Source organism: Comamonas sp. 7D-2 (assembly GCF_022749555.1).
Classification (GTDB): domain Bacteria; phylum Pseudomonadota; class Gammaproteobacteria; order Burkholderiales; family Burkholderiaceae_C; genus Comamonas; species Comamonas thiooxydans.
Map to the genome: position 1 here is coordinate 146,571 of NZ_CP094238.1, position 14,720 is coordinate 161,290.

Consider the following 14,720-nt stretch of genomic DNA (forward strand, 5'->3'; position numbering starts at 1 on the left):
CTTTCACGTATGAAATAAAAGGGCGTTCCGCCTTGGTGCGAGTGGGTCACCAGTGTGCACGCGCGTGGTGCGCGGGCTTTGGGCATGCCCAAAGCCAGGGCATGGTGCTTACAGCAGCGGGCTCAGGGCGCCCAGCAGATTGTCCCAGATGCGCTTCCACCAGGGAGCCGAATGCACCTGTGCCAGCGTCACCACATCGGAATCGCGGAGATAGCTTTGCTGGCGCTGACGGATGGCCTCGGTAATGGCTTCGTCGTGCAGCAATACATTGTTTTCGAAGTTCAGGTCAAAGCTGCGCAGATCCAGATTTGTGGAGCCGATCAGGCTGACCGATCCGTCCAGGCAGAGGGTCTTGGCATGCAGCAGGCCAGGGCGGAATTCGTGGATGTGGACGCCGGCGCTCAGCAGCCGCCAGTAATGGCTGCGGCTGACGGCACCGACTATCCATGAGTCATTGCGGGCGGGCAGGATCAGTGTGACCTGCACCTGGCGCAGCGCGGCGGCGCACAAGGCATCTAGCACCGTGCTGTCGGGCACGAAGTAGGGGGTGGAGATCACGACCTCGCGCTGCGCACAGGCCAGCAGGCTGGCAACCAGCTGGGGTGTAGAACGTGCCCTTTCTGTAGGCCCTTCGGCAATCGCAACGGCATGGAAGCCGTCGTCAGCGGCAGCGCCGGCCTCGATTGTCGGTGGTGCAAGGCTCGCATCGGACTGCGCCCAGTCGCTGGCAAAAGCCTGCTGCATCTGCATGACCACCGGACCCTGCAGGCGCAGCATGATGTCCACCCAGGGGGCATAGCGAGCCTTGATGCGAAAGCCTTCGTCGGCGCAGTTCTGGCTGCCGCAATAGTTGATCCTGCCGTCTATGAGCGTGATCTTGCGGTGGTTGCGCAGGTCGATGCGGCTGGTCAGCATGACTTTGAGCAGATTGCTGATGGGCAGGGCAATCGCCAGGTGCACGCCGACCTGCCGCATCTGCTGCCACAGTGGCGAGCGCGTCAGTGCGCGCGAGCCCAGACCGTCGACCATGGCCCGGCAGGTCACGCCGCGCTGCGCGGCACGCATCAGGGCATGGGCCACATCGGTGCCGGTGCTGTCGTCCAGCCAGATGTAGTACAGCACATTGATCTCGTGGTGCGCGGCATCCATGTCGGCCAGCATCTGCGCACGGGCATGCGCGCCATCGCGCATGAGCTCGGCCCTGTGGCCGGGCAGCGGTACAAAGCCGTTGATGGACGAGGCATAGCGGAAGGCCGGCAGCCATTGATCGGGAATGGCGGGCCGTGCCTGCGGCGTGGGGCCGGGGGCGGTCGCAAGGGCGCTGCCCCGGGTCTGACAGAACTCGCGCACATTGAGCCTTCTGCGGCCTGGTACACGGCCCAGGGCCACTTCCCCAAACAGGTAGTACAGCAGGCAGCTCACATAGGGCAGCAGCACGATGACCATGAGCCAGGCCAGCCGCACATCGGGCCGCATGTCTCTGCGCAGCAGAATGCGCAGGCCGAAGCCGGCAATCAGCAATACATGAAGAGTCAGCAGCAGCCAGGTCATGAATCAGTGCAGCAACGATGGACCTTGTCGAGCATAACGGGCTCAGGCCTGAGCACAAGCTGCCCGTCGTGATTCTCATGAAACAGGCGCAAAGACCTTGATGGGTCAACGCATGCTGCTATCCATCATGAAGCATCGACAGATCGACATGGCACTGGCATGGAACCTGCTTCCTTTTTTTGTCAAAGCAAACAAGCAGGGGGGAGTGCATGGAAATGGTGCCATTGACTGCCATCGACAAGGCAGATACCGGTTGGGTCATGGTCGCGTCGGCGCTGGTCTTGCTGATGACCTTGCCGGGCATTGCCCTGTTCTATGCGGGGCTGGTGCGGCGCAAGAATGTGGTCAACACCATGGTGGCCGTGTTTGCGGTGGCCTGCGTGGTGACCCTGACCTGGTTCGGCCTGGGCTACTCGCTCGCGTTCACCGCCGAGTCTGCCTGGCTTGGCAATCTGGGACGAGCCTGGTTTGCCTCGCTGCACTTCGATGGCCGGCGCAGCATGATCTCGGTCAGCCATCTGGCACCGCATCTGCCCGAGGCGGCCTATGCCCTGTTCCAGGCCGCATTCGCCATCATCACCACCTCGCTGATCGTGGGGGCCGTGGTAGAGCGCATGCGCTTTGCGGCCCTGCTGGTGTTTGCCGCGCTGTGGAGCGTGGTGGTCTATGCGCCGGTGGCCCACTGGGTGTGGGAGAGCGGGGGCTGGCTGAACCAGCTCGGCGCACTGGACTTTGCCGGCGGTGCCGTGGTGCATGTGAATGCGGGCGTGGCGGCACTGGTCTGTGCCTTCATGATGGGGCGCAGGCGCGGCTATGGAACCGAGCCATTCGAGCCGCACAGCCTGGGCTGGACGGCCATGGGCACGGCGCTGCTGCTGTTCGGCTGGTTCGGCTTCAACGCGGGATCGGCCCTGTCTGCCGACGGGCGTGCAGCGCTGGCCTTTGTGGTCACTCTCGTGGCGGCAGCGGCTGCCGGTCTGGCATGGATGGTGGTGGAGTGGCTGGTTCGCGGTGCTCCGACCTTGCTGGGCCTGCTCTCGGGCATGGTGGGCGGACTGGTGGCCATCACACCGGCTGCGGGCTTTGTGCAGGTGGGCAGTGCGGTGTGGATAGGCCTGATTGCGGGCGCCGTCTGCTTCTGGGGCGCAACCTGGCTCAAGCGCCGTCTCGGGGCCGATGACTCGCTCGATGTGTTCGGCGTGCATGGCGTGGGCGGCATTGCGGGCTCCATCCTCACGGCGGTGTTTGCCGACCCCCTGATTGCGGGCACAGGCGCCACGGTGATGAACCAGTTGATTGCCGTGGCCGCGGTGGCTGCCTACAGCGGCGCAGCCACGGCCGGGGTGCTGGTGCTGATCCGTCTGCTGATGCCTTTGCGTGTGGATGCCGTGCAGGAAATGGAGGGCCTGGATATCAGTCTGCATCTGGAGCGTCAGCACTAGTGATCCATCAAAGACAGGAGCGGTGTATGGAGGACAGCGAGCGAGTGGCGGTGGCCGCACATCTGCATGTGGTGCTGCGGCGCAGGACGGGCCGGGTGACCGATACCGAATGGATGGCCTGTAACCAGGCCTATGCACAGGCCATGGTGGCTTTTGCGCTGGAGCATGCACGAGAGCAACAGGACGAGGAGCTGACGCGCCTGGCCCGGCGTCTGCAGGACAGCTGGAGCGGCGACAAGCCCCGGCATGCAGCGCCTGCCGAGACTGCGCAGAGCGACAGCTCCGTCACCGCCAAGGCCGCCGAGATACTGCGCACCTCGGCACGCTATATCGGCGGGCTGCGCTGAGGCACAAGCAGGTCCTGAGGCCGGGACGGCCCCGGCGCTCAGGCCGATGCTGGCTACGAGCCTGGCCTATGGCTTTTTCAGCTCGGCGATATAGGCTTCGCGAGCCTTGACGCCAGCAGCAGTGAAATCGGTGAATACGCCATCAATGCCCAGGCGGTAGTAAGCGAGGTATTCCTGAGCAGGGTCACCCTTGAAGATGCCAGCCAGGCGGCTGGCCTCACTGCGGAAGGTAAAGCTGTGCACCACCAGCCCTGCCTTGTGCGCGTTGGCGATCAGGCCGGTGTCCTTGAGCGTGTTGACGTCCTTGAGGCCTGCGCCGTCCTTGTAGGGAGCGACGGAATGGGCCAGCACCTGGGGTTTCCAGGGGCCGATGCCGTCGGCATAGGTCTTGATCTCGGCCAGGCCTGCCGGCGTCTGCATGACCGCGAAGCTGCGCGCATCGCCGGCCAGAGTCCAGCTATAGGGGCGGCCGCTGATGAAGGTCCATTCGTCGGCAGTGATATAGCCTACGGAGCCGTCCCTGAAGTTGTAGTCGTTGCCATCGATCAGCTGCACCCCTTTGGCCCGCATGCCCGCCTTGCGCAGATACTTCAGGCTGTCAGGGTCGAAGCTCTGGATGTAGATGGGCGCATCCTTGGTGTTGAGCCGGTTTTTTTCCAGCAGCGCCATCACGGCATCTTCGAACGGGTGATCGCCCGTGCCGCAGCTGTTGGCGATGGCCTGCTGGTTGTTCCAGTAAGGGTTCTTGGTCTCGGCGTAGACGGCAATCGTGCGGCCTGCCGCCTTGCCCTTGGCCACGGCGATATCGATCACATCCTGTGCGCTGATCAGTGGCAGCTTGCCGTTCCATTCCGTGGGGCGATCGGCGCGGTTGTCCAGCGTGGTGCCGCCCAGCAGGGTGCGCAACTCATGCAGGCTGAAGTCCGAGATCGACCAGTCGCCGGTGTGGTCCTCGCCATCAACGACCAGGGCCTGAAGCACGGATTTCTGGTTGTTGGGATCGATACGGTCGCTCAGATAGCGGGCCGGCCCGTTGTCGGGTGTCGCGGGGTATTTCACATCGACCCATACCCCGGGCGTGTTGCGCTTGCGGCCCGCCACATAGGCATTGATCTTGGCGACCTCGGCGATATTGGTGCTGTCGCTGAGCCAGGCGTTGTGGCGAGCCACCAGCTGGCAGTCACGCGTCATGTGCATGTCCAACTCGATCATGTCGGCACCGGCATCAATGGCTTTCTCATACGCCATCTGTGTCTGCTCTGGGTACAGCCCCGAATAGCCGCGGTGGGCGATGACCTGGGGCTGCTTGCCGTCCAGCGTCAGAAACTGCGGCGCAGGTGCCGGCGTCGGGCCATCTCCGCCGCCACAGGCGCTCAGGGCAAGGGCGGCAAGCAAGGTCAGAGCAAAGACGGGGTGGCGGGTATGGGACATGGTTTCAGGCATGGATGGAGATCGCCTCATGCTTGCGGTTGTTGATGACGGTTGTGTGACCGTGCCCTCAGAGCATTTCACGCTCCGAAGCACAGGGCTGCCGGGGCGGCTGCCCTGTGCGGGATGCGGCAGTTACAGTCCCAGCTTCCTGGCGACGTAATCGGCATCCTTGTCGCCGCGACCCGATAGGTTGACCAGAATATGCTGGTCCTTGCCGAGCCCCGGCGCTTCGCGCATGGCCCAGGCCACGGCGTGCGCACTTTCCAGCGCCGGGATGATGCCCTCCACACGCGACAGCGTCATGAAGGCATTCAGGCATTCCTTGTCGTCCACGGACTGGTAGTCCACGCGGCCTATATCCTTGAGATAGCTGTGCTGCGGACCCACGCCGGGGTAGTCCAGGCCCGAGGCAATGCTGTGCACGGCGGCCGGCGTGCCGTCGGCGTTCTCCAGCACATAGCACTTCATGCCGTGAATCTCGCCGGGCTTGCCAACCGACAGCGTGGCGGCATGGCGGCCGGGCTTGTCCACGCCCTCACCGGCAGGTTCCACGCCCACCAGATGCACGGACTCGTCACCCAGGAAGGCCGTGAAGATGCCCATAGCATTGCTGCCCCCGCCCACGCAGGCGGCCACATGGTCGGGCAGCTTGCCGTGCCGGGTCTGGAACTGTTCGCGTGCCTCACGACCGACGATGGACTGGAAGTCCCGCACCATCATGGGAAAGGGGTGGGGGCCGACCACCGAGCCGATGGCGTAAATGGTGTTGACGGGGTCTTGCAGATAGACCTCGAAGGCGCTGTCCACGGCCTCCTTCAGCGTGGCTGCGCCACGCGTGACGGGCACCAGATTGCAGCCCAGGATGCGCATCTTGGTGACGTTGGGGTGCTCCTTCTCGATATCCACCTGGCCCATGTGAATCTCGCAGGGAATGCCCACCAGCGCACAGGCCGTGGCCAGGGCCACGCCATGCTGGCCGGCACCGGTCTCGGCAATGACTTTTTTCTTGCCCATGAACTTGGCCAGCAGTGCCTCGCCCAGGCAGTGGTTGATCTTGTGAGCCCCCGTGTGATTCAGATCCTCACGCTTGAGATGGATCTGTGCGCCGCCCAGTTGATCGGACAGGCGCCTGGCGTGAAAGATGGGGCTGGGCCGGCCCACATAGTCGGCAAACAGCGCGGCCAGCTCGTCCTGGAAGTCCTTGCGTTTGACGATCTCCTCGTAGGCCGCGGCAATCTCGTCCATGCATCGCTTGAGCTCGGGCGGCACGAGCTGGCCGCCGTAGGGGCCGAAGAAGCCTTGCGCATCGGGCATGGCCTGGGGGTTCTGGGTCATGGCTTGTCTCCTTGGTGTGTGGTGCAGCAAAGCTGCATTCATAGCACACGGCGGGCTCAAGTCGCTTGCAGGCAAGTCCGGATGGAATCAGTACAGAAATGAACGCAGCCCTCAAGATGAAAGCGCTGACAGCTATTGTTTTGATATTGGCAGGCAACCTGCCCCTGCTCTGAAACACAATAGCGGCATGAAAGCCAGCTCAGCCCGCGATATTGTCTTTGCCCATGCCCTGGAAACCGCAGCTCCGCACGAGGCGCTGCCCACGACCGAGCGTTGCACGGCCATCACGCAGGAGTGCCTGCACGCCCAGGGCAAGGCCAAGGGCGGCGGCCGTGCAGCGTTCGAGAGTTTTCTGCATGAGCGGGCACAACGCGTGATTGCTGCAGCGCAGCTGCCTGCCGACATACGCGCCGTGGCCCGGCAGCACGCCGGTATTTCACGCTGGTTGGTGCTGGCCGTGATGACAGCGGCATTTGCGCTGGGCTTTGCGGGTCATGCGATCACGGACCCGCATCGTGTGGATCTGCTCTCCGCCTCCCTGATCGGCATCGTGCTGTGGAACTTGCTGGTCTATGTGCTGTTGCTGCTGTCCTGGCTGCGCAGTCTTGTTCGGCGCAGGCAAACAGTGATTGCACCGCTGGAGCCTGAGCCAGATCAGGGCGCTGCGGCACAGCGGCCCGTGGCTGCGCCCGGTGGCTGGCTGCAAAAGCTGCAGACGAAAAGGTGGAGTGTTTCGCGCGGCACGGGGCTGCGCAAGATGGCGCTGAACTTCGAGCGCAACTGGTGGCAGGTCAACCAGAGACCGCGCCGTGCGCAATGGCTTGTGTGTCTGCATCTGGGTGCGGCAATGCTGGCACTGGGTGCGCTGGCATCGCTATGGCTCACCGGCCTTACCAAGGCTTATCAAGTGGGGTGGGAGAGCACTTTCCTCTCGCCGTCTGCCGTGCAGACCTGTCTGAACATGCTGTTTGCGCCGGTGCAGCATCTGCTGGGCCAGGCACCGTGGAGTCTGGCGCAGATCCAGGCACTGCAGGGCTGGTCGGCCGGTGATGCCGCAGAGGCGGGGCCGCGCTGGGTGCAGCTCTACAGCTGGTTGCTGGGATTGATGGTGGTGGCACCGCGTCTGCTGCTGGCGCTGTGGCAAGGTGCCAGGGTCTGGTGGTTGAGCCAGCATCTGGCATTGCCGCTGCAGCAGCCCTATTTCCAGAAGCTGCAGCGTGACTGGGCGGGGCGTGCAACGGCGCTGCTGGTGCAGCCCTACAGCCTGGACATCACGCCCGAGCGCGAAGCCGTCATGCGCAGCCATGTGGCGCAGAGCTACGGCGCTGGTGCGCAGCTTGCGTTGCTGCCCGTGCTGGCCTATGGATCGCCCTTGCCGGACGTTTCGGCTGTTGACGCACAGCAGGTGCTGCTGCTCAATCTGGCCGCTACGCCCGAGGCGGAAATCCATGGCGTGCTGCTGGCGCAGGTATTGAACCGCTGGGGTGCGCATACCGATGTGTGGCTATGGGCGGCGGACTTTCGTGCGCGCAACAGCGGTGCCCCGGCGCGAGTGCAGGAGCGCGAGCAGCTGTGGCGGGAATTTGTGCGCGGCGCGGGTCTGAACGCGACCCTGGTGCCCGGCGCAGGAGTGTGATGATGAGTGAGAGCAACGAGCTGGTTCCGATTGACAGCAGCATTCAGTGGTGTCTTTTGTCGCACACCAATATCGGCAAGACCACGCTGACCCGTACGCTGATGGCCGACGATGTCGGCGAGATTGACGATGCCGCACATGTGACCACTCAGTCACAGCGCTATCTGCTTCAGAAAACGCAGCAGGGCGATGAGCTGTGGCTTTGGGATACGCCGGGCTTCGGCGACTCGGTGCGGCTTTATGAACGCCTACGGCAGCAGGGCAATCCGCTGGGCTGGTTTCTCAGCAATGTCTGGGATCGCTGGCGCGACAGGCCTTTCTATCTGAGTCAGCGTGCCTTGCTCGCTGCGCGCGATCATGCGGATGTGATGCTCTACCTCGTCAACGCGGCCGAAGACCCGGCCGATGCAGGCTACTGGAGCGCCGAGATGAACATTCTGGCCTGGATGAACAAGCCGGTCATCGTGCTTCTCAACCAGATTGGCAGCGACACCACGGCAGAGCAGACACAGGAAGATTTGCGGCGCTGGCAGCAGGCGACGCAGAGCTTTCAAAGCGTGGTGCGCGATGTGCTGGTGCTGGATGCCTTCACGCGCAGCTGGTGGCATGAGCGCAAGATGATGCAAAGCATTGCGCCTTTGTTGCCTCAGTCCAAACAGTCTGCCTATCAGCGCCTGCTGGAGCAGCGAGCTTTGCTGCAGCAGCAGCGCGAGCAGGCGAGCCTGGGGGTCATGGCGGATCAGCTGATAGCTGCGGCAGGTCTGCATGAAAAGCTCGATCCCGAGCAAGGCAAATTGCTGGCGCGTGCCTGGCAAAGCCTGAGCCAGCTCACCGCCAAATTGGGTAAATCGGCAGAAGGTGAAGAGCGGCTCGGAGCCCAGGCCAGGGCAGCCGTTCAGCGGCTGATGCAGGCTTTGCGTCAGGCCGATGTGCAGGCCACCCAGCGCTTGCTCGAGATTCATGGACTCGACGGTCAGGCGGCCAGTCAGATACAGGAGCAGTTGCGCAGCCAGCTTCAGATCACCACGCCGGTCGATGCGCAGGCGGCCAGCTTGTGGGGCGCGTTGACTGCCGGCGCAGCCACAGGACTGGGGGCCGATCTGATGGCAGGAGGTTTGACGTTGGGTGCCGGTGCCCTGGTGGGGGCGCTGCTGGGGGCCCTCACCTTTGGCGGTGCGGCCTGGGGAGCGAACAAGATGTTCGACCAGGAGCAGCAGAGCTTTCAACTCTCGACCGACTATCTGAACGCAGCAGCTGGTCAGGTATTGCTCAAGTACCTGCTGATCTCGCATTTCGGCCGTGGTCGCGGTCGCTACACCAGCCCTGCGGCGCCCAGTCAATGGAGTGAGCTGGCCCAGGGCTCGGTGCAGACGCATGCCGCGCAATGGACAGCACTCTGGGCGCAGCTGCGCGAAGCACATGCCGCAGGAGCGGCTGCCGATGCGCAGAGAGTCGCCATGGTGGAGCTGCTCTCGCAAAGCCTGCAGCAGATCATGGCCGACCTCTATCCGGGACTGAATGCAGAGTGCGGTGTCAGAGACGGGGAAAGCGCACGGTAAAAAGCGCGCCGCCACGCTCGGATATGCCCGTGCTGACGGTGCCGCCCTGCGAGGTCACCAGAGCCTTGACGATGGACAGGCCCAGGCCAGAGCCTTCCCGGCGGCGCTTTCCTGGGGCCTGAACAAAGCGCTGGAACGGATGGGCCTGAACTTCGTCAGCAAGGCCGGGCCCCGCATCGCCCACTTCCAGGATCACCCATGACTGGTTCTGGTGGTCGGAGCTCGCATGCACCCGGATGCTCAGCCAGTGGCCGCTGCTGGCATGGCGCAGCACGTTGCTGATGAGGTTGGTGGTGATCTGGCGCAAGCGATCGGTGTCGGCCTTGATGTCGGTGCTGCCATCGCCGTCCTGCATGGGCAGATCCAGTGACAGGGCCATGTCCAGCTTCTGCAGCTGCGGGTGCAAGTCCTCGACGACATCACCGACCAGTGCGGCGAGGTCTATGCGTTCCTTGCGCAGAGACAGCTGTCCGGCGTCGGCCATGGAAAGGGTGTGCAGATCGCCGACCAGCCGTCCCAGATGCTCGACCTGAGCCAGCAGCGTCTTCATCTCGGCTTGGCTGGAGTCGATGACGCCGTCGCAGATCGCATGCAGTCTTGCCTGCAGCACCGTCAATGGGGTGCGCAGCTCGTGGGAGATGGAGGCGGCCGTGGCCAGACGCTCTGCTTCCAGCGTCTCCAGCGAATCAACCATGCCGTTGAAGGCATCGATCATTTCGGCCATCTCGCCATGGGCATTGCCCTTGACGGCTCTGGAGGCCAGATCGCCACGCTCCACGCGCGCAGCCACTTCCACCATGGAGGCCAGCGGACTGGTGATGCGTCGCGAAATCCAGAAGCCCACGGTCATGCCGAAAGGCAGGCTGACAGCCAGGCCGATGACCAGCGACCATTTCTCGCCAAACAGGCGGTCGCCTTCCCAGTACTCGGAGTAGATCTGCAGGGCTCTGGGGCTGTCTTCCAGATCCTGGGACTTCAGCGCCTCCAGCTCGGTTTTGACGGGGCTTGGCAGGTGGCGGTAGAACTCGCGGTACTGCAGCTCGGAAAACGCCAGCACGCCAATGGCCAAAGAGGCAATGGCCAGCAGCACGGCGGCCGTGATCCACAGACCAAAGCGGACCCAGATGCGGTTCAGTCCCAGGGCCATAGACGATAGCCAATACCGCGCACGGTCTCGATCAGCCCGTCCTGGCCGGCCAGTTGCAGCTTGCGGCGCAGTTTGGATAGGTGGGAGTCGATCACCCGCTCCAGCGCATCGCTTTCCGGCAGGCAGTTCTCAATCAGGTAGGCACGTGAAAAGCAGCGGCGTGGCTGGGCCGCCAGGCAGGCCAGCAGACGGAACTCCGTGAGCGTCAGCGCCAGAGGCACGGCCTGGCCTGCATCGTCATAGACGGCTGCACTATGGGCTTCCACGTCGATCTCTATGGGGCCGACGCGAATGGGAGCGGCCACCGGCGCAGGCTTGGCCTGGGTACGGCGCAGCACGGCACGCACCCGGGCCACCACCTCGGGAGGGTTGAAAGGCTTGACCACATAGTCGTCCGCCCCCAGGCGCAGTGCCAGCAGCTTGTCCACATCGTCTGCCAGGGCCGTCACCATGATGACGGGGACATCGCTGTCATTGCGAATCATGCGCAGCACATCCACTCCATCGACCTTGGGCAGATGAATGTCTAGCAGCACCAGGTCCGGGCGCAACTGGCGAAAGCTCTGCAGGGCTTCCTCGCCATCTTGCGCCATGCGAATGCGCAGGCCGTCGCGCTCCAGATAGGCGCTGAGAACGCCGGCAATTCCGGGTTCGTCTTCGACTACAAGCACCATGGGCGTGGAAGCAGGTTGAGCAAAAGTAGTCATGGTTTTGTGTGCAGCAAAGTCATGCATCTGCTGGACTCCCTGAAACTTGTTATCTGCACATTATGTGCGTTGCCGCTGCAATAGCCGAATGGCGGAGGCTCTCCATAATTCCTACATAAACCCTGCAATCTGGCGAAAGCTTGCTGCCGTTCAATGGCGAGGATGGAAAGCTGTTTCCGCTTTCTGCAGCTTCCCGGGTGACACCTATAGCTTGAGCCAACTGCGCTGTGATATTTCCTTCCCACGTCTCGCGTCTTCGCATGGGCAGTCTGTGTCTGTGTGCCTTGTCGTTGCTGGCAGGCTGTGCTGCGCCCGAGGCAGTCAAGCTGGACCGGACCACGCCACCTCAGTGGCAGCAGCAGGAGTCGGCTCAAAAGTCGGACCCTGCGGCATTGGCCCACTGGTGGCGCGCCTGGAATGACCCTGCTCTCAATGTGCTGGTGGACGCGGCGCTTGCCCAGAACCTTGATGTGGCTCAGGCCGTGCTGCGTCTGCGTCAGCAGCGCTTGCTGGCGGGTACGGCCGATGCGGCTTTCCGCCCCATAGTCAGCACCGGAGCGCGGACCCTGCAGGATATCGCGGCAGTTGATACCTACTTTCATGCCAGCATTGATGTGAGCTGGGATCTTGGCCTGTTTGGTGACTCCGAAGCGGCGCGCCGTGCAGGCACGGCCGGCGTGCTGGATGCGCAAGCCCAGCTGCATGCAGCACGGGTAGCGCTGGTGGCCGATGTGGTGCACCGTTATCTCGATATCCGGCTGGCCCAGGTGCAGCGCAGCCTGGTCGAGAGGCAATTGCAGCAGGCGCAGCGACAGCTGCAGCTCTTGCAGATTCGGCATGAGCAGAGACTGACAGATGCCCAGTCTCTGGAGCAGCAACAGCTGCAGCTGCGCACCGCAGAGTCTCAGCTGTTCACCCTGAACGAAGCCCAGGCGCGTGCTGCCCATGCGCTGGCTGCCCTGCTGGGACGTGAGCGCGCCGAGCCGCAGTGGCTGCAGCCCAGGACGGATGCCGCGTTGCCCGCAATGCAGGCGCTTGCCGTACTGCCGGCAGACCTGCTGCGCAACCGCCCCGATATTCAAAGTGCCGAGGCTGCGGTGGAGCAGGCTGCGGCCGAGGTCGGCGTGTCGCGCGCGGCGCTCTATCCGCGGTTGACCCTGACGGGGTCCCTGCTGTATGCATACAACCTGACGCGCAATCACCGCACGACCTCGGACTCCATTCCCATGGTCGGTCCGCAGATCGACATTCCGCTCTTTGACTGGGGTCGCCGCCGTGCCGTGGCGGACGGCAAGGAGCTGGCGCTGCAGGCCAGCATCAAGGCATACCGCCAGGCCGTGCTTAATGGCATTGCCGAGTCCGAAACTGCCCTGGCAGCGGTTGCCGCCCAGCAGCAAAGGCAGCAGCAGCTGCAGTCCCAGCAGCAGATTCATGCCGGGCGCGAGAAGGCTCAGGCAGTGCGCCAGCAACTGGGCCTGTCCAGCGAGCTTGCTGGCATCGATAGCGCCCGCGCCAGCCTGCAAAACCAGAGCGAGCTGGCAACCGCCAGGGCTGCCGAGGCGCTGGCCTATGTGGCTCTCTACAAGGCAGTGGGTGCTGCGCCTGTCGATGCCGCGCTTGTTACCCGGACCACAGAGGCTCAGCCATGATTGCCCTGGCGCGCAAGACGCTGATCCATGAGTGGAGACGCTTTGTCCCTTCGGTGTTCGCCGTGGGCTTTTCGGGCGTTCTGCTGGCCATGCAGGCCGCCTTGGTGCTGGGCATCTTCGGCTCTGCCGCGATCTACGTGACGGCCTCTTCGGCCGATCTCTGGGTGGGCTATCCGGGCACGCAAAGCGTGAACTTCGGGCGCAATATCGGCAGCGATGTGGAGATGCGCCTGCGCATGGACCCCGATGTGGCGGCCGTGGAATCCTATGTCTGGGTCGATGGCGACTGGCGCGCGCGCGCCGGTGCCCAGGGCGCGACCGGAGGCGGAGTCTCTGTCTATCTCTCGGGCGTCAGCACTGCGGACAACTCCATGATGTTCACCAAGGTGCTCACCTCCTGGCAGCGGCAGCTGCTGCGCGAGCCCGGTGCCGTGATTGTTGACAGGGCGGACCTGGGGACTCTGGGCGCGCAGGAAGGCAGCACGGCCTGGATCAACAACCATGCGGTCAAGATCGTGGCTGCCGTAGACGGCTTGCGCGGCCTGGGTGGCGTCAACGTGATCTCCTCGCTCAGCACGGCCCGCGAAATTGCAGAAACCAGTGCCGAGCATGGCAGCACCTATTTCGTGGCACGCCTGAAGCAAGCTGCCAAGGCAGGCGAGGCCCAGGCGAGATTGAGCCAGTCCAGCAGCAGCTTCGGCCCGTACGAGGTCTGGACGGCCGATGCCTTTGCGCGCCGCTCTCAGCGTTACTGGATGCTCGATACCGGAGCCGGTGCCGGCGTGCTCTTCATGGCCGTCATCGTCTGCCTGGTGGGCGCCATCGTGACCAGCCAGTCGCTCAAGGCGGTGGTGGCAGGGTCCGCCCGCGAGTATGCGGTGCTCAATGCTCTGGGCGTGAGCCGAGCGGCACTGGGCCGCGTGGTGGTCGAGCAGGCCTGCTGGATTGGCGGCCTGGGCTTTGTGCTGGCGGCACTGACCAGCGCGGTGCTGCTCAGCATTGCATCCAGCTACCGCGTCCCTGTTGCCCTCAACCTGTCAGCGGTACTCGCTTGTGGCTTTCTGGTGGCCGTGCTGTCGCTGCTGTCGGGTCTGGGCGCCATGCGCAGCCTGCTGCGTGCCGACCCGGCAACCCTGTTGCGTTAAGGCCTGAAACATGCAAGCCGAGACCATGATGGAACGCATCAAAACGCCTGCTGCAGCCAAGGATGCAGCGCCCAGCCTCGAGGCCGTGCGTCTCGACAAATCCTTTGTCTCGGGCATCGTCCAGGTGCATGTGCTGCAAGGGCTGTCCGTCAGCCTCTATGCGGGGGAGCTGAGCCTGATCTCCGGCCCTTCGGGCTGCGGCAAAAGCACGCTGCTGTCGCTGATGTCGGGACTGCAAAAGCCCGATGCCGGTCACGCGATCGCACTGGGCGAGGACCTGGCCAAGCTCGGCACGGCGGCGTTGGAGAAATTTCGTCTGCGCCATACGGGCTTCGTCTTCCAGGGCTTCAATCTGTTTCCGGCCTTGACGGCACTGGAGCAGGTGCAGTTGCCGCTGGGCTATATGGGGCTCAGAAACGCCGAGACATTGCGCCGTGCCAGGGAGGCGCTCGACGAAGTGGGGCTCTCGCACCGCAGTCATATGCGCCCGGCCCAGCTGTCGGGCGGCGAGAAGCAGCGTGTGGCCATCGCACGTGCCATGGCCAAGCAGCCCCGCCTGCTTTTCGCCGACGAGCCCACCAGTGCGCTGGACGCCGAGAGCGGCCAGCGCGTCATTGACTTGCTGCACCGTGCGGCGCGCACGCACGGCACCACGGTGCTCTGCGTCAGCCATGACCCGCGTCTGGTGCGCCACGCCGATCGTGTGCTGGGCATGGAAGACGGCGCCATTCGCAGCGACTGGCGCCAGAACAGCCCCATCAAGGAATAAAC

Annotated in this window: 12 protein-coding genes; 7 read left to right on the forward strand and 5 right to left on the reverse strand. The window is 63.8% G+C overall.

Translation table 11 applies throughout. The features are described from left to right. Nucleotides 1–108: 108 nt before the first annotated feature. The gene (cls, locus tag MPZ60_RS00645; protein WP_034351321.1) at nucleotides 109–1,551 is read right to left on the reverse strand and encodes a cardiolipin synthase; all 1,443 of its coding nucleotides are present in this window, start codon (nucleotides 1,549–1,551) and stop codon (nucleotides 109–111) included. 209 nt (nucleotides 1,552–1,760) lie between these two features. On the opposite strand from cls, the gene MPZ60_RS00650 reads away from it, so the two are divergent. Then, nucleotides 1,761–2,993, forward strand: a complete 1,233-nt coding sequence (locus MPZ60_RS00650) for an ammonium transporter (RefSeq protein ID WP_034351322.1) — start codon at nucleotides 1,761–1,763, stop codon at nucleotides 2,991–2,993. A gap of 26 nt (nucleotides 2,994–3,019) precedes the next feature. Continuing rightward, nucleotides 3,020–3,340 carry a hypothetical protein gene (locus MPZ60_RS00655; protein ID WP_034351323.1) on the forward strand — a complete coding sequence of 107 codons (321 nt, stop codon included), beginning with the start codon at nucleotides 3,020–3,022 and terminating at the stop codon, nucleotides 3,338–3,340. Between the two features lie 66 nt (nucleotides 3,341–3,406). Here MPZ60_RS00655 and MPZ60_RS00660 read toward each other — a convergent pair whose 3' ends face one another. Continuing rightward, nucleotides 3,407–4,783, reverse strand: a complete 1,377-nt coding sequence (locus MPZ60_RS00660; RefSeq protein ID WP_242608122.1) for a glycerophosphodiester phosphodiesterase family protein — start codon at nucleotides 4,781–4,783, stop codon at nucleotides 3,407–3,409. Between the two features lie 120 nt (nucleotides 4,784–4,903). Continuing rightward, on the reverse strand, nucleotides 4,904–6,106 hold the full coding sequence (gene trpB / locus MPZ60_RS00665; protein ID WP_034351324.1) for a tryptophan synthase subunit beta: 1,203 nt from the start codon (nucleotides 6,104–6,106) through the stop codon (nucleotides 4,904–4,906). Between the two features lie 187 nt (nucleotides 6,107–6,293). Here trpB and MPZ60_RS00670 point away from each other — a divergent pair, with 187 nt between their 5' ends. Then, nucleotides 6,294–7,742: a DUF2868 domain-containing protein gene (locus MPZ60_RS00670; RefSeq protein ID WP_034351325.1), complete on the forward strand. Its 1,449-nt coding sequence runs from the start codon at nucleotides 6,294–6,296 to the stop codon at nucleotides 7,740–7,742. Between the two features lie 2 nt (nucleotides 7,743–7,744). Then, entirely contained in the window at nucleotides 7,745–9,301 is a 1,557-nt protein-coding gene (locus MPZ60_RS00675; RefSeq protein ID WP_034351576.1) for a DUF3482 domain-containing protein, read from the forward strand. On the opposite strand, the gene MPZ60_RS00680 is transcribed toward MPZ60_RS00675, so the two are convergent. Together MPZ60_RS00680 and MPZ60_RS00685 are read right to left on the reverse strand one after the other, a co-directional pair. Beyond that, entirely contained in the window at nucleotides 9,276–10,448 is a 1,173-nt protein-coding gene (locus MPZ60_RS00680; RefSeq protein WP_034351326.1) for a cell wall metabolism sensor histidine kinase WalK, read from the reverse strand. The two genes, MPZ60_RS00675 and MPZ60_RS00680, sit on opposite strands and share 26 nt — an antisense overlap. Then, nucleotides 10,433–11,182 carry a response regulator gene (locus MPZ60_RS00685; protein WP_370545698.1) on the reverse strand — a complete coding sequence of 250 codons (750 nt, stop codon included), beginning with the start codon at nucleotides 11,180–11,182 and terminating at the stop codon, nucleotides 10,433–10,435. The genes MPZ60_RS00680 and MPZ60_RS00685 overlap by 16 nt, the downstream gene beginning before the upstream one ends. A gap of 233 nt (nucleotides 11,183–11,415) precedes the next feature. Between MPZ60_RS00685 and MPZ60_RS00690 the strand changes: the two genes are divergently transcribed. Genes MPZ60_RS00690 through MPZ60_RS00700 form a run of 3 tightly spaced genes read left to right on the forward strand, consistent with a single transcriptional unit; the run spans nucleotide 11,416 to nucleotide 14,718 of the window. Then, the gene (locus MPZ60_RS00690) at nucleotides 11,416–12,804 is read left to right on the forward strand and encodes an efflux transporter outer membrane subunit (protein WP_034351328.1); all 1,389 of its coding nucleotides are present in this window, start codon (nucleotides 11,416–11,418) and stop codon (nucleotides 12,802–12,804) included. Beyond that, entirely contained in the window at nucleotides 12,801–13,949 is a 1,149-nt protein-coding gene (locus MPZ60_RS00695) for an ABC transporter permease (RefSeq protein WP_034351330.1), read from the forward strand. The genes MPZ60_RS00690 and MPZ60_RS00695 overlap by 4 nt, the downstream gene beginning before the upstream one ends. 10 nt (nucleotides 13,950–13,959) lie before the next feature. Then, complete coding sequence (locus MPZ60_RS00700; RefSeq protein WP_063662641.1) at nucleotides 13,960–14,718, forward strand: ABC transporter ATP-binding protein; 759 nt, start codon at nucleotides 13,960–13,962, stop codon at nucleotides 14,716–14,718. Nucleotides 14,719–14,720 lie beyond the last annotated feature (2 nt).